15 protein-coding genes, 1 rRNA gene and 1 pseudogene are annotated in these 23,695 nt (G+C 73.9%); 12 read left to right on the top strand and 5 right to left on the bottom strand.

What is annotated here, in order from left to right; translation table 11 throughout:
• The first annotated feature begins 152 nt into the window (after window positions 1-152).
• From ACIG36_RS21690 to ACIG36_RS21670, 5 genes are all read left to right on the top strand, one after another.
• Entirely contained in the window at window positions 153-857 is a 705-nt protein-coding gene (locus ACIG36_RS21690; RefSeq protein ID WP_399930171.1) for a DUF969 domain-containing protein, read from the top strand.
• Entirely contained in the window at window positions 854-1,822 is a 969-nt protein-coding gene (locus tag ACIG36_RS21685; RefSeq protein WP_399930169.1) for a DUF979 domain-containing protein, read from the top strand. The genes ACIG36_RS21690 and ACIG36_RS21685 overlap by 4 nt, the downstream gene beginning before the upstream one ends.
• Window positions 1,823-1,940: 118 nt before the next feature.
• Entirely contained in the window at window positions 1,941-3,467 is a 1,527-nt protein-coding gene (locus tag ACIG36_RS21680) for a hypothetical protein (RefSeq protein WP_399930167.1), read from the top strand.
• 115 nt (window positions 3,468-3,582) lie between these two features.
• Complete coding sequence (locus ACIG36_RS21675; protein WP_399930164.1) at window positions 3,583-4,491, top strand: hypothetical protein; 909 nt, start codon at window positions 3,583-3,585, stop codon at window positions 4,489-4,491.
• A 76-nt stretch (window positions 4,492-4,567) separates the two neighbouring features.
• Entirely contained in the window at window positions 4,568-9,208 is a 4,641-nt protein-coding gene (locus tag ACIG36_RS21670) for a hypothetical protein (RefSeq protein WP_399930161.1), read from the top strand.
• Between the two features lie 97 nt (window positions 9,209-9,305).
• Here ACIG36_RS21670 and ACIG36_RS21665 read toward each other — a convergent pair.
• Window positions 9,306-9,647, bottom strand: a pseudogene (locus ACIG36_RS21665) (hypothetical protein); the annotation flags it as partial.
• 263 nt (window positions 9,648-9,910) lie between these two features.
• On the opposite strand from ACIG36_RS21665, the gene ACIG36_RS21660 reads away from it, so the two are divergent.
• From ACIG36_RS21660 to ACIG36_RS21645, 4 genes are all read left to right on the top strand, one after another.
• Entirely contained in the window at window positions 9,911-12,442 is a 2,532-nt protein-coding gene (locus tag ACIG36_RS21660; RefSeq protein WP_399930158.1) for a nitrate- and nitrite sensing domain-containing protein, read from the top strand.
• Entirely contained in the window at window positions 12,439-12,900 is a 462-nt protein-coding gene (locus tag ACIG36_RS21655; protein WP_399930156.1) for a roadblock/LC7 domain-containing protein, read from the top strand. Before ACIG36_RS21660 ends, ACIG36_RS21655 begins: the two co-directional genes overlap by 4 nt.
• Before the next feature lie 8 nt (window positions 12,901-12,908).
• Window positions 12,909-13,307 (top strand): DUF742 domain-containing protein, encoded by a 399-nt coding sequence (locus ACIG36_RS21650; RefSeq protein WP_399930153.1) that lies wholly within the window; start codon window positions 12,909-12,911, stop codon window positions 13,305-13,307.
• A gap of 116 nt (window positions 13,308-13,423) precedes the next feature.
• Window positions 13,424-14,032, top strand: coding sequence for a GTP-binding protein (locus ACIG36_RS21645; RefSeq protein ID WP_399930150.1), 609 nt, complete (start codon window positions 13,424-13,426; stop codon window positions 14,030-14,032).
• A 16-nt stretch (window positions 14,033-14,048) separates the two neighbouring features.
• Here the strand turns inward: ACIG36_RS21645 and ACIG36_RS21640 are convergent, their stop codons facing one another.
• The gene (locus ACIG36_RS21640; RefSeq protein WP_399930147.1) at window positions 14,049-14,834 is read right to left on the bottom strand and encodes a M15 family metallopeptidase; all 786 of its coding nucleotides are present in this window, start codon (window positions 14,832-14,834) and stop codon (window positions 14,049-14,051) included.
• A 76-nt stretch (window positions 14,835-14,910) separates the two neighbouring features.
• Window positions 14,911-17,268, bottom strand: coding sequence for a glycoside hydrolase family 31 protein (locus ACIG36_RS21635; RefSeq protein ID WP_399930144.1), 2,358 nt, complete (start codon window positions 17,266-17,268; stop codon window positions 14,911-14,913).
• Between the two features lie 209 nt (window positions 17,269-17,477).
• Here ACIG36_RS21635 and ACIG36_RS21630 point away from each other — a divergent pair, with 209 nt between their 5' ends.
• Window positions 17,478-19,496: an acetoacetate--CoA ligase gene (locus ACIG36_RS21630; RefSeq protein WP_399930141.1), complete on the top strand. Its 2,019-nt coding sequence runs from the start codon at window positions 17,478-17,480 to the stop codon at window positions 19,494-19,496.
• Window positions 19,497-19,587: 91 nt separating this feature from the next.
• Window positions 19,588-20,484, top strand: coding sequence for a hypothetical protein (locus ACIG36_RS21625; protein ID WP_399930139.1), 897 nt, complete (start codon window positions 19,588-19,590; stop codon window positions 20,482-20,484).
• An 85-nt stretch (window positions 20,485-20,569) separates the two neighbouring features.
• On the opposite strand, the gene ptsP is transcribed toward ACIG36_RS21625, so the two are convergent.
• Together ptsP and ACIG36_RS21615 are read right to left on the bottom strand one after the other, a co-directional pair.
• Window positions 20,570-22,240: a phosphoenolpyruvate--protein phosphotransferase gene (gene ptsP, locus ACIG36_RS21620; protein ID WP_399930136.1), complete on the bottom strand. Its 1,671-nt coding sequence runs from the start codon at window positions 22,238-22,240 to the stop codon at window positions 20,570-20,572.
• Window positions 22,241-22,360: 120 nt separating this feature from the next.
• A complete protein-coding gene (locus ACIG36_RS21615) occupies window positions 22,361-22,810 on the bottom strand; it encodes a PTS glucose transporter subunit IIA (RefSeq protein ID WP_399930134.1) in 450 nt (149 codons plus the stop codon).
• 595 nt (window positions 22,811-23,405) lie between these two features.
• Between ACIG36_RS21615 and ACIG36_RS21610 the strand changes: the two genes are divergently transcribed.
• A 16S ribosomal RNA gene (locus ACIG36_RS21610) occupies window positions 23,406-23,695 on the top strand; the annotation flags it as partial.

The following is a 23,695-nucleotide window of genomic DNA, read 5'->3' as shown; positions in this document are numbered from 1 at the left end:
CGGGTGACCTGCGGACGGACTGGCGGTGACCTGCGGACGGCGGGAAATCCTGTGACAGCATTGCCTATTGAGGATTGTTGAACAATATCTTAGCCTCCTCGCCAGTCGCCTCACCTGATCGAGTGAGGTCCGAGAATGCGGAAGGCGGACGCATGCTCGTACTCCTGGGCGTCCTCGTGGTCGTGGCCGGCTTCGCGACCAGGCGCAATCCCCTGCTGGTGGTGGGCGTGGCGGGCATCGCCACCGGGCTGCTCGGCGGGCTCTCGCCCCAGGAGGTCCTGGCCGCCTTCGGCACCGGCTTCGCCTCCAGCCGCGCGGTGACCATCTTCGCCATCACCCTGCCGGTCATCGGCCTCCTGGAGCGCTACGGCCTCCAGGAGCAGGCCCGGCGCCTGATCACCCGCTTCGCCGGGCTCACCGCCGGCCGCTTCCTCGCCCTCTACATGCTGCTGCGCCAGGTCACCGCCGCCCTCGGGCTCAACGGCGTCTTCGGGCACGCCCAGACCGTGCGGCCGCTGGCCGCGCCGATGGCCGAAGGAGCGGCCGAACGCCGCCACGGGCCGCTCTCCGAGCGCGCCCGCGAGAAGGTGCGCTCCTTCGCCGCCAGCGCGGACAACGTGGGCTTCTTCTTCGGCGAGGACGTCTTCCTGGCCGTCGGCTCGATCCTGCTGATCACCGGATTCGTCAACACGACCTACCACACCCAGCTGGAACCGCTGAGCCTGGCGCTGTGGGCCATTCCCACCGCCCTGTGCGCGCTCGCCGTCCACGGCTGGCGGCTGCTGCGCCTGGACCGCACCCTGGACCGCGCTATGGAGCCTCTCGCGGCGGCCCGCCGGACGGAGGCCGTCAAGTGATCAAGGCGGAGTGGTTCTTCTGGCTCGTCGGCGGCATCTTCCTCGTCATGGCCGCCCAGATGCTCACCGACCGCACCAACCCCAAGCGCCTGGGCACCGCCGCGTTCTGGGGCCTGCTGGGCCTCGGCTTCGTCTACAGCACCTGGGTGGCCGACAAGTCCGCGCCCGCCGAACCGCTGGGCGCCGCCGTCCTCGTCATGGTCTGCCTCGCGGGCTTCGGCTTCACCGGCCGCGGCGAAGCCCGCACGGCCACCCCCGAGCAGCGGGCGGCGAGCGCGGAGCGGCACGGCTCCCGGCTCTTCGTGCCCGCGCTCACCATTCCCGTCGTCGCCCTGGTCTGCGCCGTCGGCGTCAAGCGGATCCACCTCGGCGGTCAGCCGGTGCTGCAGAGGGGCAGCGAGACCGTCCTGGGGCTCGGCATCGGGGCCGTCGTCGCGCTCGTCGTGGGCATGGTGATGCTGCGCGAGCGGCGCGTGGCCACACCCCTGCACGCCGGGCGGTCGATGCTGGAGTCCATGGGGTGGGCCATGCTGCTGCCGCAGCTGCTCGCCACGCTCGGCGCGATCTTCTCCGTCGCCGGGGTGGGCGAGCAGGTCCGCAGGATCACCACGACCGTGCTCCCGGACGGCTCCGCCTTCCTCGGGGTGGTCGCCTACTGCGTGGGCATGTTCCTGTTCACCGTCGTCATGGGCAACGCCTTCGCCGCCTTCCCCGTCCTGACCGCCGCCGTCGGCTGGCCGGTCCTGGTCGAGCAGCACCACGGCAACGCGCCCGCCGTCCTGGCCGTCGGCATGCTCGCCGGCTTCTGCGGCACCCTCGTGACCCCGATGGCCGCCAACTACAACTTCGTCCCCGCCGCCCTGCTGGAGCTCAAGGACCCCTACGGGCCCATCAAGGCCCAACTCCCGACGGCCTTCGTCCTGCTCGGCTGCAATATAGCCATCATGTCCGTTTTCGCCATCTGAGGGCGGGCCGTTCGAGGGGCGGTCGGTTCACCGCCCGAGCGGCGGCCGGACGGCTGCCCGGCGGGGCGAGCCCGTGCCGTTTCGTCCGTTGTCAGGGTGACCGCCTACTCTGTGCGACGTGACTTCTCCAGCCCCGGCCGCCGCTCCGCCCCAGCTCAACGGGGTAACAGCACGCCCAGCCCCCGGCCCGGCCGCCGACGAGGGCCTGGCCCGGAGGCTGCGCGCGCTCGCCTGCACCGCGCCCCTGCACGACCTCGACGCGCGCAAGGCCAACCTCGCGGGCGAGTTCGGCGTGTACGCCATGGCGGAGGTGGCGCTGGCCGCCATCGACCTGGTCACGCTCAACATGGACTTCGACACCGGGGCCGACCACGAGCAGATAGTCACCAGGCTCCAGCCGCGCGTCGCCGCCCAGGCGCCCGAGCGGCCCCACGGCGAACACGAGCGCGTCGCCCGCTGGGTCCTGGAGAACCTGATCAACGTCGGCAGCGTCGACCGCGGCTTCCGCGCCGTCTACGGCACCTTCGGGGCGGACGGCGCGTACGTGCGGCGCGACTACGACTTCAAGCTCATCGAGGAGGTCCCCGGCCCCGGCGGCACCGTCTTCCTGCGGACGACCGACGAGGCCGTCAACGTCCTGGTCGGCGCCCTCGACACGGACGTCACCAGCGCGCAGATCGCCGCCGAGGTGAAGCTGGAGGTCCTCATCAGCCGGGGCCGCCTCGCCGACGCCCAGCTCGCCGCCGAACAGGCCCGCTACCGGACCGTCCAGTACGCCGAGACCCTGCGCAAGACCCTGGACGCCACCCGCCGCAACGTCCGCGCGGTGGACTGGCTCAGCGCCGTCCCCGACATGATCGCCGAGGCGCTCGAGCACGTCGCCGACCGCTACCGCCACGAGAACGCGATCCTGACGAACATCCGCAAGGCTCGCGACGAGGCGGAGGACCCCGAGCACAAGCGGCGCGCCGCCGAGCTCGTCGACATCGTCAAGGACTGCATCCGCCGCCACACCCAGCTGCAGTCCCGCCTGCTGGAGGCCGGGCCGCTCTTCCGCGCCGAGCAGGACCGGCAGGCCTTCGCCACCCCCGCCGCCCACGCCGGCCTCGACCTGTACGGGCAGCTGCTGGCGCCCCTGCTGCCGCTGGCCGTCGAGGAGGCGGGCCGCGTCACGGACGCCTTCTTCGCGCGCGGCACCGGCCTGCGCACGCCCGCCGCGGTGCGCGTCGGCGACCTCGTCGAGATGCTGCTGAGCCCGCCCGCCGAGCGGGAGCACCTGGGCGCGGAGATGCCCGAGCCCGACCTGATCGCCACGCCGGACGACAGCCGCTTCAGCGAGGAACAGCTCGCGAGCGCCCTCGAGCTCCTGGCCCTGCCCCCGGACGCCCCGCGCCGCCTGTCCGGACTCCTGGCCGAGGCCCGCCGCCGCGACCCCGAACTGCCCTACCTCCTCGCCCTGCTGGCCGTCCACGCCGCGAGCCCCTCGGTCGGCACCGCCTACCGCCAGGGCGAGCAGTCGCTCCTCTTCGCCGTCGACGACGGCACGCCCCTGGAGGACCCCGAGTTCGGAGGCGCCGACCTCATCGTGGGCACCGCCCTGCTGGACGCCGCCGGCATGGCGGCCGACCGCCAGGAGGCGACATGACCGCCGGACGCCAGGGGATGTCCCGCCCCTCCGCTGAGCGCAACCACCCCGGTCCGGCTCGGCGGTGCCGAACCGGCTGCACCTCCCCGCACAACCCACCGCAGGAGCACACACCGTGACCGAGTACGACGCCGAGGCCCCGGAAGAGCCGGGCACCGCCGAACCAGGCGAAACCGGCGAACCCCGAGCGGCGAGCGGCAACGTCACCCCCGCCGACGCCGCGGACGCCGCCCGGCTCGTCGCCTTCGGCCTCCAGCCCAAGCTGCAGCCCGCCCGCGACGCCGAGTACGCCGAGCTGCTGCGCCGCCACCGTGACGACCCGGCGTTCGCACGCCTGGCCGACGCCGTCGCCGCCGGGCTCGGGCTGGTCGTCCTCGAGGTGTCCACCCGCGCCGGCATGGCCGTCACCGCCGCCGAGGACTCCGTCTTCGCCGTCCGCATGGGCGACTACGCCCGCCGGGCCACCGCCGACTCCGGCGACCGCTTCCTGCACGGGCTCGCCCACCTCGCGGTGGCCGCGATGGCCTTCCCGCGCCCCGAGGACCTCGCCGACGACGGCTACATCGGCCGCGTCACCGTCAACGGCGTCGACGCGTTCGTCCGCCAGGCCTGCCGCCGCCTGGAGGAGCGGGCCGCGGCCCAGGGGGAGAACACCGACCCCACCACCGACGCGCCCGGCCTCGAGGCCGCCTGGCGGGTCTACGCGCGCCGCAGCGCCACCGGAGCCACCAAGGACGCCCGCCGCTTGGCCGGCTCCACCACCGGCATCATCGCCAAGGCCGTCGCCTTCCTCGTCGACTCCGGCTTCCTGCAGCGCACCGGCGACGACGCCGGCGGCGCGTTCCGCACCACGGCCCGCTACCAGCTGCAGGTCCGCGACATGGCCGGCTCCGCCGCCATGGCAGAGCTGCTGGAACTGGGCGTGGTGCCGGTGACCGACGGCAGCGCCACCCTGCTGCCGCCGGACGACGCCGACGCCCTCGACCTGGTGGCCGACGCCGGCCTGCCCTTCCACTCCGCCTGACCCCCGGGCGCCCCGCCGCGCGCGTCCCGCCCGAACCGACCGAACCAACCGCCCGTCACGACAACGAGAGTCCGCCATGTACGAGCTGTCCCGGGTCCGCCTCTACTCCATCGGGCCCGCCGGTGCGCGCTACGCCGACACCGTGCTGGACCTGCGCGGAGTGGGCGCGCCGGTGCCCTCTCCCGCGCCCGCGCAGGCGGAGTTCTTCGAGGACGAGCCGGTCGGCCCGCCGCGCCGCCCCGCACCCGCGGGCGTGCTCTTCCTGGAGAACGGCGGCGGCAAGTCGGTCCTGCTCAAGCTGATCTTCTCCGTGATGCTGCCCGGCCACCGCAACACCCTGGGCGGCGCCAGCTCCGGCGTGCTGCGCAAGTTCCTCCTCGCCGACGACTGCGGGCACGTCGCCCTGGAGTGGCAGCACGTTCTGACCGGCGAGTCCGTAGTGGTCGGCAAGGTCAGCGAATGGCGCGGCCGCCAGGTCTCCAACGACCCGCGCAAGTTCGCCGAGGCCTGGTACTCCTTCCGCCCCGGCCCCGGACTGAGCCTCGACTCGCTGCCGGTCGCCGAGTCCACCGCGATGCGGCCGAGGGCGGACGGCGCCTCCGGCGCGCGCGGCCGCCGCCGCACCATGAAGGGCTTCCGCGACGCCCTCACCGAGGCCGGCAAGGCCTACCCCAATCTCGACGTGGTGTGGGAGGAGATCCACGAGCGCTGGAACGAACACCTCGGCGAGCTCGGCCTGGACCCCGAACTCTTCCGCTACCAGCGCGAGATGAACGCCGACGAGGGCGAGGCCGCGGGCCTGTTCGCCGTCAAGAACGACTCCGACTTCACCGACCTGCTGCTGCGCGCGGTCACCGACACCCGCGACACCGACGGCCTCGCCGACCTGGTGCACGGCTTCGCCCACAAGCTGGGCCGCCGCGCCGAGCTGACCGCCGAACGGGACTTCACCGCCGGCTCCCTCGACCTGCTCTCCCGCATCGCCGAGGCCGCGGACCGGCGCGAGAAGGCCCGCGCGGTGCACGCCGGCGCCGAGGGCCGCACCCGCGTCCTGGCCCGCCGGCTCTCCGCGCGCGGCGCCGAGGAGCGCGGCCGCGCGGCCGAACTGGCCGGACAGGTCGCCGCCGCCGCGCACGCCGTCACCGACGCCGAGACCGCGCGGGGCCGCGCCTCGCTGGTCTCCGCCGAACTCGCCTACCGGCACGCCTCCCTGGCGCTGGCCGCCGCCGAGAAGGCCGCCGCCGCCCAGCGCCGCGAGCTCAACGACGCCCGTACCCTGCACTCCGCGTGGCAGGCCGCCGAGACCGTGCTGCGCCACCGGGCCGCCGCCGACCGCTCCGCGCGCGTGGCCGCCGCCATCCACGAGGCCGAGCGCGACGCCGCGCCGGCCCTGGCCGCCCGCACCCAGGCCGCCGTCGAGCTGGTGCGCGCCCTCAACGCCGCGGCCGAGAAGGGCGAGCAGCTCGCCAACGAGCAGGAGGAGCGTTCCGCCGCCCTCCAGGAGGCGAGCGAGGCCGCCCACCGCGACGCCACCTCCGCCGCCACCGAGGCCCAGCGCGCCCGCAGCGAGTCGGGCCACCTGCGCCAGCGCCTGGCCGAGGTCGAGCAGGAGACCGCCGAGGCCGTCCGCGCCGGCTGGCTCGACGACACCGCCCCCGACGCCGACCCCGCCCGCGCCGCGCTCGCCGCCAGCGACGCCGAGAAGCCGGCCGTCGCCGCCTACGAGTCCGCCCGCGAGTCCGCCCGGCAGGCCGCCGACCGGGCCAAGGAGGCGGCCGCCGCCGAGTCCCGCGCCGAGCTCGCCGCCCACCGCGCCGGCGACGCCGCCACCGCGGCCGAAGGCGCCTACGACGCCGAGCGCCGCGCCGCAGAGTCCATCGGCTCCGAGCAGCGCCTGGTCGAGCTCCTGGGCCTGCCCCAGCAGGCGGCCTCCGGCCCGGTGCCGGCACAGCGCGCCTCCGGTGACGGCGACACCCGCCCGGCCGGCCCCCTGACCGCCGGCGAGCTGGACCGCAACGCCGACGCGCTGCGCGAACTGCTCGACGACAACGTCGCCTCCGCCGAGCGCCAGCTGTTCGAGCTGCGGACCGCGGCGGCCGACGACTCCCGCATCCTGGGCGCGCTCGGCGACGGCGGCCTGCTGCCGCCCAGTGCCGACGTGCTGGCCGCCGTCGAGTTCCTCGGCGAGCACGGCATCCCCGCCCTGCCGGGCTGGCGCTACCTCGCCCAGTCCGTCGACCCGGCGCGGCACGCCGCCGTGCTGGCCGCGCGCCCCGAGCTCGTCGACGGCGTCGTGATCACCGACGTCGGCTCCCACGCCCGCGCCCGCGAGGCGCTCGCCGCGGCCTCCCTGCTGCCGCGCTCCGCCGTGGCCGTCGGCACCGCCGCCGCGCTCCTCGCCCCGGCCCCGGAGCGCGACGCGGGCGAGACGGACGTCTTCCTGGTGCCGCCGAACCCCGCCATGCACGACGAGCGGGCCGCCGACGAGGAGCGGTACGCGCTGCGCGAGCGGGCCATGGCCCGCGACGAGGAGATCCGCGCCGTGGCGGCCCGCCTCGCCGGCGACCGCGCCCTGGCCGCCCGGCTCGCGTCCTGGCGGGCCGGCTGCCCGGCCGGGCGCCTGGCCGAGCTGGCCGCCGCGGCCGAGCACGCCCGCACGGTCGCCGACGCCGCGCAGCAGGCGCTCGCCGAGGTCCGCGCCGCCCGTGCCGAGGCGGAGGAGACCGCCGCCGAGACGGCCCGGGTCCGCGACGAGCGGCAGGAGACCGCCCAGCGCGCCCGCCGCGTCGCCGACGCCCTGGCCGGCCTCGCCTACCGGCTGCGCGAGCGCGCCAACTGGCAGAGCCGGCAGCGCGAACTGGCCGAGGAGGCCGCCGAGGCGGAGGAGCGCGCCGAGGCGTACGTGGACCGTGCCCGCGCCGCCGACGAGGACCGCCGCGCCGCCCAGCGCGCCGCCGACGACGCGCGCCGCACCGCGCGCGCCCTGCGCGCCGAGCGGGCGGAGATCGCGGGCGCGCCCGACGAGGTCCCCGAGGGCACCGAGCCGCCCGCCGCCTCCCTGCCCGCCCTGCGCGAGGCCTACCGCACCGCCTCCCAGGTCTACGAGAAGGTCGGCGTCGGCGCCGACCTGCGCGCCGAGCAGGCCCGCGCCGAGAGCGACGAGAGCGCCGCCCGCGCCGAGCTCGACCGCCTCACCAACAAGGTGCGCACCCGCGCCGCCCAGCTCCTGGAGGGCACCGACGGCGCCGACGGCCCCTCCCGCCAGGCCGCGGCGGCCCGCGCCGAGTCGCTCGTCCAGATGCTGGAGAGCCGCGCGTCCACCGCCAGCGAGCAGCTGGGCCGGCTGCGCGGCGAGGCCGAACGGCTCGCCCCCGCCGACGAGGAGGCCCACACCGAGCTCCCCGAGGAGCTGGTGCCCGCCGACGCCGACCGGGCCAAGGAACTGCTGCGCACCGCCACCGCCGAGCTCGCCGCCCGCACCGAGGCGCTGGAGACCGCCCGCACCGTCCACGCCGACCTGCTGCGCGCCCACCGCTCCGCCGAGGACGCGGCCACCGGCTTCGACGACACGGCCGCCCTGCTGCGCGACCTGCTGCGCGACAACTCCCCCGAGGAGAACCCCGAGCAGCCCGAGCCCTACACCGGCTCCCTCGAGGAGGCCCGGCAGGCCGCGGCCGAGGTGCGGCGCTCCCTGCGCGGCTGCGCCGGCGACCTCTCCGCCGCCGAGGCCGCGGTCCGCGAGGCCGGCGACGTGCTCGTCCGGCACGCCAACTCCACCCGCTACGAGCAGGTGCGCACCCCCGCCCGCCAGCAGATCCGCGAACTGCCCGCCGCCGCCCTGCCCGAACATGCCACGGCCTGGGCGGAGGCCTTCGCACCCCGCCTGCGCGTGCTGACCGATGAGCTGGAACAGCTCGAGCGCAACCGCGACAGCATCGTCGACCGGCTGCGCGGCCTGGTGGAGTCCTCGCTGGCCACGCTGCGTTCGGCGCAGCGCCTGTCCCGGCTGCCCGAGGGGCTGGGGGAGTGGTCGGGCCAGGAGTTCCTGCGCATCCGCTTCGAGGATCCGGACCAGTCCACGCTCACCGAGCGCCTGGGCGAGGTCATCGACGAGGCCACCCGCTCCGCCGTGAAGAAGAACTCCGACCTGCGCCGGGACGGCATGTCCCTGCTGCTGCGCGGCGTACGGGCGGCCCTGCTGCCGCGCGGCGTGGCCGTGGAGATCCTCAAGCCGGACGCGGTGCTGCGCGCCGAGCGGGTGCCGGTGGGCCAGATGGGCGACGTCTTCTCCGGCGGCCAGCTGCTGACCGCCGCGATCGCGCTCTACTGCACCATGGCGGCGCTGCGCAGCAACGACCGCGGCCGCGACAAGCAGCGGCACGCGGGCACGCTGTTCCTCGACAACCCCATCGGCCGCGCCAACGCCACCTACCTGCTGGAGCTCCAGCGGGCCGTCGCCGACGCGCTGGGCGTCCAGCTGCTGTACACCACCGGCCTCTTCGACACCACGGCGCTGGCCGAATTCCCCCTGGTCATCCGGCTGCGCAACGACGCGGACCTGAGGGCGGGCCTGAAGTACATCAGCGTCGAGGAGCACCTGCGGCCGGGGCTGCCGCAGCCGCAGGACCCCGACGCCGAGAAGGTGCACGGCGAGATCACGGCCACGCGGATGTTCCGCCGCCCCACGGAGGAGGAGGCCGCACCGGCGGGACGGTAGCGGCTCCGCCGGCACCACCGCGTCCGCGCCTTCCCCGACGGCCCGTCCGCCGGGGAAGGCGCTGCCCGCCGGCGGCCGGTCAGGGGAAGCGCGGGGAGCGTGCCCGGCGTATCCCGCGCGCCGAGCTGCTGGGCACGGACACCACGCCGTGCCGCTGCAGCCACACCTGACGCGTCACCAGCACATCGAGCACGCCCCACGTCGCGGCCACCGTGCTGGCCACCGCGCACAGCACCGCCGGGAACGCGTACCAGGAGCCGGCGAGCGCGAACAGTATCGTGACCATGGTCACCACCAGCGTCACCGCGACGATCAGGCCCGCCCGCACCGCGGACGACCGGACCGGGTCGGGCATCCTCGGCCTGCGGGCCGGCTCCTCGACCCACAACGGCCTGCGGGCGCGGTACGACGGCACGTCGTGCACACGGTCGTGGTCCATCGGCGGCTCACCTCCCCCAGTGGCTGCCCCGCACGGGCTCTTCCCAAAAGCACCCAAAAATAAGGAGCGAACGGCGGCCGCCGAAGGTTCCCCCGCACGGGAGGATTCCGGCGGGCAGGGGAAATCCGGCCAGACCGCCGTCCGTCCGCCGCACTGGCCTTCGAGTCACGTACCCCGCAGTAGTAGGCTCACGCCGCATTACTGCACGCCGCATCACTGTCGGAACACCACCCCCGGGCGCCGGGGTTGACGTAGGGGAGGCCATGCGCTTTCGCGGGAAGTCGATCCGCCGGAAGATCGTGGCGCTGCTGCTGGTGCCCCTGGTGTCCCTGACCGGATTGTGGGCGTTCGCCACCGTCATCACCGGCACCGAGGCCGCCCAGCTGCTCTCCGTCGCCGACGTCATGCGCAAGGTCGGCTACCCCGCCGAGGACATGGCCCGCGCCCTGCAGAAGGAGCGCCGCCAGACCCTCGTCCACCTCGCCGATCCCGGCCGCGCCGACGCGCTGGCCGAACTGCGCGCCCTGCAGCGTGCCACCGACCGGACGGTCACCACCTTCCGCTCCCGCGTCGACGGCGGCGTGCGCGACGAGATGAGTGCCGACTCCGCGCGCCGCTTCCACGCCATCGAGAAGAGCCTCGACAGCATCGAGGGCCTGCGCCGCAGGGTCGAGGACAACACGGTCACCCGCTACAGCGCCCTCCAGGCCTACAACGAACTCATCGAGCCGTACTACGACTTCCTGGGCAGCCTCAGCGCCCTCCAGGACGCCGACATGGACAAGCAGGGCCGCGCCCTGGTCGGCCTCACCCGCGCCCGCGAGGCCGTCTCCCGCGAGGACGCCCTGCTCGCCTCCGCCCTCGCCGCCGGCAGCATGAGCCGCCAGGACCTGCGCGCCTTCTCCGACCGCGTCGCCGAACGCAGGATCCTCTACAGCACCAACCTGGCCCTGCTGCCCGTCGCCGACCAGAAGATCTTCGAGGACTACTGGCGCGGCACCAACGCCCAGGCGCTGGGCGCCGCCGAGGACACCGTCGTCCTCGCCGGCGCCTCCCGGGCCGTCCACGTCATCGACGCCCGGCGCTGGCAGTCCGCCGTCACCCCCGTCCTCGACGACCTCGGCCGGATGGGCACCGAGGCCAGCCACCGGTTCGGCGACCGCGTCCAACCGGTGGCCATCGGCGTGCTGACCAAGGCCGCGATCGCCGGCGTCCTGGGCCTCGCCGCCCTGGTCTGCTCGCTCGTCATCTCCCTGCGCGTGGGCCGCGGACTGGTGCGGGACCTGAGCCGGCTGCGCCGGGAGGCCCACGAGGTCTCCGGCGTCCGGCTGCCCGCCGTGATGCGCCGCCTGGCCGCCGGCGAGCGCGTCGACGTCGAGACCGAGGCCCCCCGCCTCGCCTACGGCCCCGACGAGCTCGGCCAGGTGGGCCAGGCCCTCAACACCCTCCAGCGCGCCGCCGTCGAGGCCGCCGTCAAGCAGGCCGAGATGCGCCGCGGCGTCTCCGACGTCTTCGTCAACCTCGCCCGCCGCAGCCAGGTCCTGCTGCACCGCCAGCTGACTCTGCTGGACACCATGGAGCGCCGCACCGAGGACACCGACCACCTCGCCGACCTCTTCCGCCTCGACCACCTCACCACCCGCATGCGCCGCCACGCCGAGGGACTGGTCATCCTCTCCGGCGCCGCCCCCTCCCGGCAGTGGCGCAAGCCCGTCCAGCTCATGGACGTCGTACGGGCGGCCGTCGGCGAGGTCGAGGCCTACGAGCGCATCGAGGTGCGCCGCCTGCCCCGGCTGGCCCTCAGCGGCCCCGCCGTCGCCGACCTCACCCACCTCGTCGCCGAACTGCTGGAGAACGCCACCGTCTTCTCCCCGCCGCACACCGCGGTCCAGGTCCACGGCGAGCGCGTCTCCAACGGCTTCACCCTCGAGATCCACGACCGCGGCCTGGGCATGGACGCCGACGCCCTGCTCGAGGCCAACCTCCGCCTCGCCGAGACGCCCGAGTTCGAGCTGTCCGACACCGACCGCCTCGGCCTGTTCGTGGTCAGCCGGCTCGCCGAGCGGCAGGGCGTGCGCGTCTCGCTCCAGCCCTCCCCGTACGGCGGCACCACGGCCGTGGTGTTCATCCCCGCCGCGCTGCTGAGCGAGGGAGCGCCCCGCAGGACGAACCCCGCCGCCGAGGACACCGGCGGCCGGCCCGTCGTACGGCCCACAGCGGCGCAGGAGCGCAAGGCGCCGGGCTACTCCTACCAGGAGGAGTTCGACCCGCGCGACGGCCTGTTCCCCCTCGGCGCCGCCATCGACCTGGATGCCACGCCCTCCCCGTTCGAGGCCGGGCCCGGCGACGGCACGGAGGACGCCGGCGGCATCCTGCGCCGCCTGGCCGCCGGGCCCGTCCCGCCGGGCGAGCAGCACCAGCAGGCGGATGACGGGCCCACGCCGCTGCCGCGCCGCAGGCCCCCCGTCCTGGTCTCCGACCACGGACGCATCGTCACCGGCACGCGCCCCGCGAAGGATCCGGCCGGCGGCCCCGGGCAGGAGCGAACGCCCACCGGCGGCCTGCCCCGGCGCGTGCGCCAGGCCAGCCTCGCCCCCCAGCTCAAGGAGCCCCCGGCCCGCGCCCGGCCGCTGCCCGACCCCGCGGCGCCCGGAGCCGACCGCGACGCCGACGAGGTACGGGCCAGGATGAGCGCCATGCAGCGCGGCTGGCAGCGCGGCCGGGAGGACAATGGGGCGATCGACTCACCGAGCACACCAGCACCAGGAACAACAACTGAGGGGGACGGTCGATGACCGCACCGAAGTCCGCGATACGCAACGCCCCGGCGCAGCCCGGCCAGACCCGGCCGGCCGCCGCCGCGGGCGAGCTCAACTGGCTCCTCGACGACCTCGTCGAGCGCGTCGGCAGCATCCGCAAGGCCCTCGTCCTGTCCGGCGACGGCCTGGCCACCGGCACCTCGAAGGACCTCAGCCGGGAGGACGGCGAACACCTGGCCGCCGTCGCCTCCGGCTTCCACAGCCTCGCCAAGGGCGTGGGCCGGCACTTCGACGCGGGTGACGTCCGCCAGACCGTGGTCGAACTGGACCAGGCGTTCCTGTTCGTCACCGCCGCCGGCGACGGCAGCTGCCTGGCCGTCCTCGCCGACGCCGACTCCGACATCGGCCTGGTCGCCTACGAGATGACCCTGCTCGTCAAACGCGTGGGCGCGCACCTGGCCACCGCTCCGCGGGCCGGCGCCGCCGACGAGTGACGGGCGGCATGACCGGAGACCATTGGTACGACGACGCGGCGGGCCCGGTGGTCCGCCCGTACACCATGACCCGGGGCCGCACACGGGGCCCCGCGGAGGACCGGCTCGACCTGATCGCGCTCGTCATCGCCGAGGACTTCCTGGCCGAGCACCCGGACGACGTGCACGCCGTCGCCGACCGGACCCTGTCCCCGGAACACCTCGACATCGCCGACCTGGTCCGCGCCGACCCCCGGTCCGTGGCCGAACTGGCCGCCGGACTCGACCTGCCGGTCGGCGTGGTGCGGGTCCTGGTGGGTGACCTCATCGACGCCGGCTACGTCCGCGTCTCCCGCCCGGTCCCGCCCGCCGAACTGCCCGACGAGGGCATCCTGCGCGAGGTCATCGAGGGCCTGCGCGCCCTGTGACACACCCGGCCGGAACGGGGGCCGGCCGGGGGTTGTCGACCGGCGGCCCTTTACGGAACGATCACTATCACGGGGGAGCGCGATGCCGCACTGACCCTGAATCGGAGGAAAAACCCATGGTGTTCGGGCGCACTGACCGCCGCATACCGCCCGCGGTCACTCCCGTGGCCCTCAAGCTCCTGGTCGCCGGCGGCTTCGGCGTGGGCAAGACCACCCTGGTCGGCGCCATCAGCGAGATCAAGCCGCTGCGCACCGAGGAGCTCCTCACCGAGGCGAGCCGCCCGGTCGACGACACCGCCGGCGTCGAGGGCAAGCGCACCACCACCGTCGCCATGGACTTCGGCCGGATCACCCTCCGCGACGACCTCGTCCTCTACCTGTTCGGCACCCCCGGCCAGAACCGCTTCTGGTTCCTGTGGGACGAGCTGGCCCAGGGCGCGCTGGGCGGGGTCGTCCTCGCCGACACCCGCCGCCTGGAGGACTGCTTCGCGGCCGTCGACTACTTCGAGCGCCGGGGCATCGCCTTCACCCTCGCCGTCAACTGCTTCGACGGCGCCGAACGCCACCCCGAGGAGGCCGTGCGCGACGCACTCGACCTCGACCCCGGCGTGCCCGTGGTGATGTGCGACGCCCGCGAGCGTGAGTCGGTCAAGGAGGTCCTGGTCTCCGTCGTCGAGCACGCCCTGGCCGACGGGGTGGTCGGCCGCAGGCCGGCGACCGTCTGAGACCGGGCGGCGGCGCTCAGCGCACGGGGAAGTCGAAGTAGGTGTCCGGGTACGGCTCACCGCGCAGCGTGTAGTGCCACCACTCCTCCGGCAGATTGACGAAGCCGGCCCGTTCCATCGTTGCCTTCAGCAGTAGCCGGTTCGCCCGCTGCCGGCCCGTGACGCGCGGGTCGAGGGTGTGGGACAGCGTGTCGAAGCAGTCGAAGCCGGTCCCCATGTCCACCGAGTTGTCCGGGAAACGCTCGGCCTTCGGCGCGAAGCACGGCACCAAGGGCTCACCCGGTACGTACGGACGGGTGGGAAGCGCCGGCAGCCGTACGATCGTCAGATCCAGCGTGCTGCCCCTGCTGTGCCCCGACTTCGCGGCGATGTAGCCGTCCTCGAACAGCCGCGACTTCTCCACGCGCGGATAGAACTCCCCCTTCATCCGCACGTCCCGCAGGTCCTTCGCCCACTCCACGAAGTCGTTCACCGCACGCTGCGGCCGGTAGCAGTCGTATACCTTGAGCGTATAGCCCTGACGCAGCAGCACCCGCTGCGCCCGGCGCAGCGCCTCGGCGGCCGGACGCGTCAGCAGGCACCGGGGCCGCAGATAACCGTCGATGCGATGACCCGTGAAATTGTGGACGGTGGTGTAGCGCATCTCCTGGACGATGGTGGGATCCACATCGGCGAGGGCGACGAACCCCGCCGGCGGCGCGGAACGCGGCGCCGCCACGGCGGCGGGAGGGGACATCAGAGCGGCGGACAGCGCCGCCAGCGACAGGGCCATGACACGCCATACGGCGGAGAACTTCGACATGGCCCCTCCACATACCAGCCGCGACGGCCCGCGCGGAAGGGGTCGCGCGGGAGGGGGGCGCGCACCACCGCCTGTCTCAGCCGTGCGTCCGCACCCGGTACCCCACCTCCGCCGCGCCCTCCTGCTCGACCGTCACCACCCCGCCGCGCGAACGCGTCGTGAAGCGCACCACCTCCGGCCGCTCCCACCCCTCGCCCGCGTCCGTGATCAGCACCCCGCCGCCCGTACGCCCCGGAGCCGGCGCCCACACCTCCAGCTCCACCTCCCCGTCCGCACCCGCCACCGGCACCACCGAACCCGCGCGCGCCAGCACCGGAACGCGCGACAGCGGAGCGTCCAGGAGCACCTGCCCCGGCCCCTCGTACGCCCGGCCCGTCGCCGTGTCGTACCACCGCCCGCGCGGCAGCCGCACCGCCCGCCGGTCGGCCCCCGCCTCCAGCACCGGCGCCACCAGCAGCGAATCACCCAGCAGGAACGCGTCCTCGCAGTCCCGCAGCACCCGGTCCTCCGGCGAACGCCACCACAACGGCCGCACATACGGCGCCCCCGTCCGCTGGGCCAGATGCGCCAGCGTCACGAAGTACGGCAGCAGCCGCGTCCGCTCCCGCAGCGCCGCGGCCGCGTGCTCCAGCACATGCGCGCCGAACTCCCACGGCTCCCGCCGTCCCGCCGACATCGCCGCGTGCGTACGGAACAACGGCAGATACGCCCCCAGCTGGAACCACCGCACATACAGCTCGGGCGAGGGGAACCCCGTGAACCCGCCGATGTCCGGCCCCGAGTACGGCACCCCGCACAACCCCAGCCCCAGCACCAGCGCCAGCGACGCCCGCAGCCCCGGCCAGCCCGTCGCCACGTCACCCGACCACGTGCCGCCGTACCGCTGCATGCCCGCCCAGCCCGAACGCGAGAACAGGAAGGGCCTGTCCTGCGGCCGCAGTTCGCACAGCCCCTCGTAACCCGCGCGCGCCATGGCCAGCCCGTACACGTTGTGCGCCTCACGGTGGTCACCGCCCCGCCCCTCCAGGGCGTGCCGGGCCGAGAGCGGCAGCGAGCGGTCGCCGAACGCGGCGAACGACACCGGCTCGTTCATGTCGTGCCAGAACCCGGAGAAGCCCTGCACCAGCCGCTCCGCGTACAGCCCGCCCCACCACCGGCGCACCCCCGGATCGGTGAAGTCCGGGAAGACCGACTCGCCCGGCCACACCTCGCCCCGCACCAGCCGCCCCCGCGCGTCCCTCACGAACGCGTCCGCCTCCACCCCGTCGTCGTACACCGCGAGCCCCGGCTCGGCCTTGACCGCCGGATCCACGATGGACACCAGCCGCACCCCCTCCCGGCGCAGATCCGCCGCCATCCCCGGCAGATCGGGAAACCGCTCCCGGTCCACCGTGAACACCCGGTGCCCCCGGTAGTGGTCGATGTCCAGATGCAGTGCCGACAGCGGAAGCCCACGCTCCAGGTAACCCGCCACCACCCGCCGCACCTCCCGCTCGCTGCCGAACCCCCAGCGCGCGTGCTGATACCCCAGCGCCCACGCCGGCGGCAGCGCGGCCGGACCCGTCAGCGCCGCCCAGCCGTGCAGCACCCGCGCCGGCGTACCCACCATCACCCAGTAGCGCAGCGGCCCCCCGTCCATCCGGATCTCACAACGCCCCGGCCGGTCGTGCCCCGACCCCGCGCCCTCCTCGCCCTCCGCCAGCGACACCCTGCCGTCCCACGTGTTGTCGTGGAACACCAGGTGCGTCCCCGCGTCCGCCACCACCAGCTGCACCGGCATCGTGATGTACAGCGGATCCTCACCCGGCTCGAACGGCCCCGGATCGGTGTTCCACAGCCGGTACGAGCCGTCCCGCAGCCGCGGCCCCGCCGCCCGTCCGCCCAGCCCGAAGAACCGCGCGTCCGCCGCCACCTCCGACCGCTGCACCCAGCGCGCCCCGCCCGGCACCCGCGCCGCCGGCTCCCACCAGCGCGGCGGCAGATCACGGCGCAGCACCACCCCGCCCGGCGTGCGCACCTCCACCACGCCGTGCCGCGAGACCACCACCAGCACCCGCTCGGACACCACCCGCCAGCCACCGTCCGTGTCCGGCTCCAGCACCGCCCGCTCGTCGGCGTCCGGAACCGGCCCGGCCAGCGCGTACGACGGCTCCGGCTCCGCGCCGTCCCAGCCGCAGAACACCGCGCCCCCTGCCGCCACCCGGACCCGCAGCGACGACCGCGCGAACCGCACCACCCCGCCCCCCGGCTCCGGATCCGCCCCCACCGCCGCACCCGGCACCCGCGCCCGCCCCGCCCCCGGCCGAGGCAGCCCCATCGCGTCCGCCCGCTGCCTGCGCCACGCCGACCGCACGGAACGCAGCCCCTGAGCGCTCCCCACCACCCGCAACGCGGCCATCCACTTCACCGACCGCACAACGTCACCAGCGTCCATGCCGCTCACCCTGCCACCCGCCCCCACCGGTGCGTGCACCGTTCAACTGCCGTTCACCCCCTCAGGGCGATGCCCCCTCACGTGATCTGCGGCGCCAACCCTGGTGCCCGAGTCGATCACATGGCATCGTCCTGGTCAGCCACGTCACGCGCCCACCCCGCACGTGCGCGTGACGCCGCCCACGACGCGTACAGCCCGGGAGCAGCCAGATGACCACCGCACCGCAGCCCGTCGACCGGCCGGAGCCCCTGTGGAGCCCCGGCGAGGACCGCATCGCCAGCGCGCAGGTCACCCGCTTCCACGCCTGGGCGGCCGCCGGACACGGCGCCCCCGCCCCCGTCCCCGGCGACACCGCCGCGAGCTACGCGGCCCTGCACCGCTGGTCGGTGGAGGAGCTCGAGCGCTTCTGGCAGGCCGTCGCCGAATGGTGCGACGTCCGCTTCACCACCCCCTACGCGCGCGTGCTCGCCGACCGCGCCATGCCCGGCGCCCAGTGGTTCCCCGGCGCCGGCCTCAACTACGCCGAACACGCCCTGCGCGCCGCCGAGGACCCCGCCAGAGCCGGCGAGGCGGCTCTGCTGTATGTGGACGAGACCCACGAGCCCCGCCCCGTCACCTGGGCCGGACTCCGCCGCCAGGTCGGCTCCCTGGCCCAGGAGCTGCGCCGCCTCGGCGTGCGCCCCGGCGACCGCGTCAGCGGCTACCTGCCCAACATCCCGCAGGCCGTCGTCGCCCTCCTCGCCAGCGCCGCCGTCGGCGCCGTCTGGACCTCCTGCGCCCCCGACTTCGGCGCCCGCAGCGTCCTGGACCGCTTCCAGCAGGTCGAGCCCGTCGTCCTGTTCACCGTCGACGGCTACCGCTACGGCGGCAAGCGCCACGACCGCACCGACGTCGTCACCGAGCTGCGCGCCGAACTGCCCACCCTGCGCGCGGTCGTCCACATCCCGCTGCTCGGCACCCCCGCCCCGCAGGGAACGCTGGAGTGGGACGACCTGGTGGCGGCCGACGTGGAGCCCGTCTTCGAACAGGTCCCCTTCGACCACCCGCTGTGGGTGCTCTACTCCTCCGGCACCACCGGCCTGCCCAAGGCCATCGTCCAGTCCCAGGGCGGCATCCTCCTCGAACACCTCAAGCAGCTTGCCCTGCACTGCGACCTCGGCCCCGGCGACCGCTTCTTCTGGTACACCTCCACCGGCTGGATGATGTGGAACTTCCTCGTCTCCGGCCTCCTGGTCGGCTCCACCGTCGTCCTCTACGACGGCAGCCCCGGCCACCCCGACACCGCCGCCCAGTGGCGCATCGCCGAACGCACCGGGGCCACCCTCTTCGGCACCTCCGCCGCCTATGTGATGGCCTGCCGCAAGGCCGGCGTCCACCCGGGCCGCGACTTCGACCTCTCCCGCGTCCGCTGCGTCGCCACCACCGGCTCCCCGCTCCCGCCGGACGGCTTCCGCTGGATCCACGAAGAATTCCAGGCGGAGGGCGCGGACGGCATGTGGATCGCCTCGGTCAGCGGCGGCACGGACGTCTGCAGCTGCTTCGCGGGCGCCGTGCCGACCCTGCCCGTGTACATCGGCGAGCTCCAGGCCCCCTGCCTGGGCACGGACCTGCAGGCCTGGGACGCGCACGGCAAGCCCGTCGTCGACGAGGTCGGCGAACTCGTCGTCACCAACCCCATGCCCTCCATGCCGATCCGGTTCTGGAACGACCCCGACGGCAGCCGCTACCGCGACAGCTACTTCGAGATGTTCCCCGGCGTCTGGCGCCACGGCGACTGGATCACCCTCACCTCGCGCGGCACCGTCGTCATCCACGGCCGGTCCGACTCCACCCTCAACCGGCAGGGCGTCCGCATGGGCTCCGCCGACATCTACGAGGCCGTGGAACGCCTGCCCGAGATCCGCGAATCCCTCGTCGTCGGCGTCGAACGGCCCGACGGCGGCTACTGGATGCCGCTGTTCGTCCACCTCGCACCGGGCGCCACGCTGGACGACGCACTCCTCGACCGCATCAAGCGCACCATCCGCGAGCAGCTGTCCCCCCGCCACGTCCCCGACGAGGTCATCGAGGTCCCCGCCATCCCCCACACCCTCACCGGCAAGCGCATCGAGGTCCCGGTCAAGCGGCTCCTCCAGGGCACCCCGCTGGACAAGGCGGTCAACCCCGGATCCGTCGACGACGCCGGACTCCTGGCCTTCTACGAGCGCCTGGGCAGCGAACGCCGCTGACGAACCGGCACCGGAACCCTGCCCGAAGGCCGTTGTCAGTGCCCCCCGTTACGGTGAGTGAGTATCGATCACGCGCACCGAGGGGGAGTCCATGCCGCACACCGACAACGGCCGGAGCCGGAAGCGCCTGAACGCGCGACGCGCGCTACGCACGGAAGCACCCAGCACGGTGGCCGTCCTGGCCGACCGGAAGGACTTCGCCGCCATGCGGCGATACCGGTCCTTCCTCTTCGACGACCACGCCACCTACCTGCGGCAGGTCGAGGGACTGCTGCGCTCCATGGCCGCACAGGGCACCTACACCAGCGTCGCCCTGTTCGACCCCCGCGACTACGAGGAGTACTGCGCCGACCACCACATCGACCCCGACACCGCCGCCAGCCGCACCCGCTACACCGCCGACGTCGCCGCGGCCGGCACCACGATCCCGTACGAGGGCCAGCCCATCGCCCGGCTCCTGCCCCGCCTCGTCGACGAGGCCGAACAACAGGCCACGTGGGAGTACGCCTCCACCCTCCTCTCCCGCGGCGGCGACTGCGCCGCCTGCAGCGAGGACATCGGCAGGGCCGCGTTCGCCCGCGCCTCGAAGGCCCTGCGCCTGCTGATCGAAGCGGTGGGGGAGGGGGCGCACCACCTCGTGTGCAGCGTCCCCCTGGAAGGGAAGCCGCCGCTCATCGCCGTGCTCCACGCCGAGTGCCGCGACGGTGGCCTGTACCTGGGCGAAGCCTCGGCCCTGGTGTTCTGCACGGTCCTCGCGGCCGGCATCGCCCTGGACCGGCCCGGCGGAGTCGTCCTGCGCACCAAAGCCCCCGACCACCCCGAGACGGTCCGCGGCTGGAACGTACGCGACGGCGGCCTCCGCCCGCTGACCGAGGCCGAGGTCTTCGCCGCCTACTGCACCGACGCCGAGACCGGCGAGCCCGTACCGCCGGAGCCCGGCGTCGAGTACCGCGCCGGGATCCCCCTCGACCTGGAGGGAGACGCGTAAGGGCGGACAAAGGAAGAAAGGGGTGTCCCCGCCCGAAGACGGGGACACCCCTCACATCACACGCGCCGACATCACGCGCGCCGGATCACTCGCCGGACAGCACGGCCTGCGCGGCCAGGCGGGCCTCCTCGGCCGAGTCCGTGGCACGGGCGGCAGCCGCGGCGCGCTCGCACTGGGCGAGCGTGTGCTTGGCCAGCGTGGCCCGCACATACGGGATGGAGGCGGCGCCCATGGACAGGCTCGTCACGCCCAGACCGGTCAGCACACAGGCCAGCAGCGGGTCCGACGCGGCCTCACCGCACACGCCACAGCTCTTGCCCTCGGCCTTGGCGGCCTCGGCCGACGCGGCGATCAGGTCGAGCAGCGCGGGCTGCCACGGGTCCTGCAGCCGCGAGACCGCGCCCACCTGACGGTCGGCGGCGAAGGTGTACTGCGCCAGGTCGTTCGTGCCCAGCGAGAGGAACTCGACCTCCTGCAGGATCGAACGCGCCCGCAGCGCGGCGGACGGAATCTCCACCATCGCGCCGAACTTCGCCTGCAGCCCGGCCTCGCGGCACGCGTCCGCGAACGCCCTGGCGTCGGTCCGGTCCGCCACCATCGGGGCCATGACCTCGAGGTAGACCGGCAGTCCTTCGGCCGCCTTGGCCAGCGCGGTCAGCTGCGTCCGCAGCACCTCCGGGTGGTCCAGCAGCGTGCGCAGACCCCGCACCCCGAGGGCCGGGTTGGGCTCGTCGGCCGGCGTCAGGAAGTCCAGCGGCTTGTCCGCGCCCGCGTCCAGCACCCGCACGACCACACGGCCCTCGGGGAACGCCTCGAGCACCTTGCGGTAGGCCTCGACCTGCTTGGCCTCCGACGGCGCCTGCTTGCTGTCGTCCAGGAAGAGGAACTCGGTACGGAACAGGCCCACGCCCTCCGCACCCGCCTCGACCGCGGCCGGCACGTCCGCCGGGCCGCCGACGTTCGCCAGCAGCGGCACCTTGTGCCCGTCGGACGTCGCGCCCGGACCGGACGAAGCGGACAGCGCCGCCTTCCGCTCCTCGGCCGCCCTCGTCAGCTCCGCGCGCTTCTCCGGGCTCGGGTCGACGAAGATGTCACCCGTGCTGCCGTCCACGGCCACCACCGTGCCCTCGGCCAGCTCGCCCGCACCCGGCAGCGCCACCACGGCCGGCACGCCGAGCGCCCGCGCCAGGATGGCGGAGTGACTGGTCGGCCCGCCCTCCTCGGTCACGAAGCCCAGCACCAGCGTGGGGTCGAGCAGCGCGGTGTCGGCGGGTGCGAGGTCCCGCGCGATCAGCACATACGGCTCGTCGCTGTCCGGCACACCCGGCATCGGCACACCCAGCAGGCGCGCGACGATGCGGTTGCGCACGTCGTCCAGGTCGGCCACGCGGCCCGCCAGGTACTCGCCGGCGTTGGCCAGCAGCGCGCGGTAGGCGGCGAAGGCGTCGTACACCGCGCGCTCCGCGGTGCTGCCGACGGTGATGCGCCGTTCGACGTCGGCCATCAGCTCCGGGTCCTGCGCCATCATGGCCTGGGCCTCGAGCACGTGCTGGGCCTCGCCACCGGCCAGGTTGCCGCGCGCGATGAGGTCGGCGGCCACGGCCTCGACGGCCTGGCGCGCACGCCCCTGCTCGCGCGGCGCCTCGTCCGTCGGAATCTGCTTGGCCGGCGGCTCCAGAACCGCCGTGCCCATGTGCCGCACCTCGCCGATCGCCACACCGTGGCTCACGCCGACGCCTCGCAGCGTTGTCTCCATTTCACCCGTCTCCGGTCGGATGCGGCGGACCGAGCCGCCGCAGTGGATGTCGTACGTGCCGCCGGGGGCCACGGCCGTTGCCGGTGCCGCCGACGGCTCAAGGTCACTGCAGGTGAAACGTCACTGCCAGCTGAAGAGGGTGTCGCCGGCCTTGAGGTCGCCGTCCTCACGGATGTCGCCCAGCGCGTCCGGCGTGGCCTCGAGCGCGACGATCGGGCAGACCGGGGACTTGCCGGCCTCCTCGACGGCGACCGGGTTCCAGCGCACGATGTCCTGGCCACGGGTCACGGTGTCGCCCTTGTTGACGAGCAGCTCGAAGCCCTCGCCGTTGAGCTGCACGGTGTCGATGCCGAGGTGGGTGAGCACGCCGTGCCCCTCCCCGTCCACGACGACGAAGGCGTGCGGGTGCAGCGAGACGATGACGCCATCGACGGGCGAGACCGCGGTGGCGGGCTCACGCACGGGGTCGATTGCGGTACCGGGGCCCACCATCGCGCCGGAGAAGACGGGGTCGGGCACTGCCGCGAGCCCGATGGCGCGTCCGGCGATCGGGGACGTCACGGTGGTCATGGGAAGCCTCCCAGAGGTGAAGATTCATCACACGCCGTCACTACCTGTCCTGGACGGCGCGCTGGTCGGAAGCCTAAGTCATAGGAACTGGGGATTCCGCACGGGCGTGCGCGCGAGGACCGTGTGCGGTGAGTAATCGATTTGCCTCGCTCCGGCGGTGCATGTACTGTCGGATCCCTGCCCACGACCGAGGCCCGCAGACAACTGCGAGCGAGGCGAGGGCGGCACTCCAATCGGATGGGATCCAATTCCTGGATCCGCTGTGCTTCTTTGCATGCCTTGTGCATGGAGAGAAACGGGCGGTGAAAGGGCCGGAAAAGTCCTGATAGAGTGTGAAACAACGAAGGGAAGCGCCCGGAGGAAAGCCCGAGAGGGTGAGTACAAAGGAAGCGTCCGTTCCTTGAGAACTCAACAGCGTGCCAAAAGTCAACGCCAGATATGTTGACACCCCGTCCATCTCGATGGATGAGGTTCCTTTAAAGTCCATCCCTGTTACAGGGGATGGCACACACAGCGAGGACGCTGTGAACGACCGGGCTTATTCCGCCTGGTTGTTCCGCTCAACGCGAGTGTAAGACCGGATTACCGGTAAACATTCACGGAGAGTTTGATCCTGGCTCAGGACGAACGCTGGCGGCGTGCTTAACACATGCAAGTCGAACGATGAAGCCCTTCGGGGTGGATTAGTGGCGAACGGGTGAGTAACACGTGGGCAATCTGCCCTGCACTCTGGGACAAGCCCTGGAAACGGGGTCTAATACCGGATACGACCTGCCGAGGCATCTCGGCGGGTGGAAAGCTCCGGCGGTGCAGGATGAGCCCGCGGCCTATCAGCTTGTTGGTGGGGTGATGGCCTACCAAGGCGACGACGGGTAGCCGGCCTGA

The organism is Streptomyces sp. NPDC053048, assembly GCF_044547045.1.
Taxonomy (GTDB): domain Bacteria; phylum Actinomycetota; class Actinomycetes; order Streptomycetales; family Streptomycetaceae; genus Streptomyces.
The sequence above is the reverse complement of the archived record's forward strand: the minus strand, read 5'-3'. Positions and strand labels throughout refer to the sequence as shown.

Excerpts from the sequence above, each read along its gene's own strand:
- ACIG36_RS21690 (WP_399930171.1), top strand. The coding sequence starts at position 153 with ATGCTCGTACTCCTGGGCGTCCTCGTGGTCGTGGCCGGCTTCGCGACC.
- ACIG36_RS21670 (WP_399930161.1), top strand. The coding sequence starts at position 4,568 with ATGTACGAGCTGTCCCGGGTCCGCCTCTACTCCATCGGGCCCGCCGGT.
- ACIG36_RS21660 (WP_399930158.1), top strand. The coding sequence starts at position 9,911 with ATGCGCTTTCGCGGGAAGTCGATCCGCCGGAAGATCGTGGCGCTGCTG.
- ACIG36_RS21655 (WP_399930156.1), top strand. The coding sequence starts at position 12,439 with ATGACCGCACCGAAGTCCGCGATACGCAACGCCCCGGCGCAGCCCGGC.
- ACIG36_RS21650 (WP_399930153.1), top strand. The coding sequence starts at position 12,909 with ATGACCGGAGACCATTGGTACGACGACGCGGCGGGCCCGGTGGTCCGC.
- ACIG36_RS21645 (WP_399930150.1), top strand. The coding sequence starts at position 13,424 with ATGGTGTTCGGGCGCACTGACCGCCGCATACCGCCCGCGGTCACTCCC.
- ACIG36_RS21640 (WP_399930147.1), bottom strand. The coding sequence starts at position 14,834 with ATGTCGAAGTTCTCCGCCGTATGGCGTGTCATGGCCCTGTCGCTGGCG.
- ACIG36_RS21635 (WP_399930144.1), bottom strand. The coding sequence starts at position 17,268 with ATGGACGCTGGTGACGTTGTGCGGTCGGTGAAGTGGATGGCCGCGTTG.
- ACIG36_RS21630 (WP_399930141.1), top strand. The coding sequence starts at position 17,478 with ATGACCACCGCACCGCAGCCCGTCGACCGGCCGGAGCCCCTGTGGAGC.
- ACIG36_RS21625 (WP_399930139.1), top strand. The coding sequence starts at position 19,588 with ATGCCGCACACCGACAACGGCCGGAGCCGGAAGCGCCTGAACGCGCGA.
- ptsP (WP_399930136.1), bottom strand. The coding sequence starts at position 22,240 with ATGGAGACAACGCTGCGAGGCGTCGGCGTGAGCCACGGTGTGGCGATC.
- ACIG36_RS21615 (WP_399930134.1), bottom strand. The coding sequence starts at position 22,810 with ATGACCACCGTGACGTCCCCGATCGCCGGACGCGCCATCGGGCTCGCG.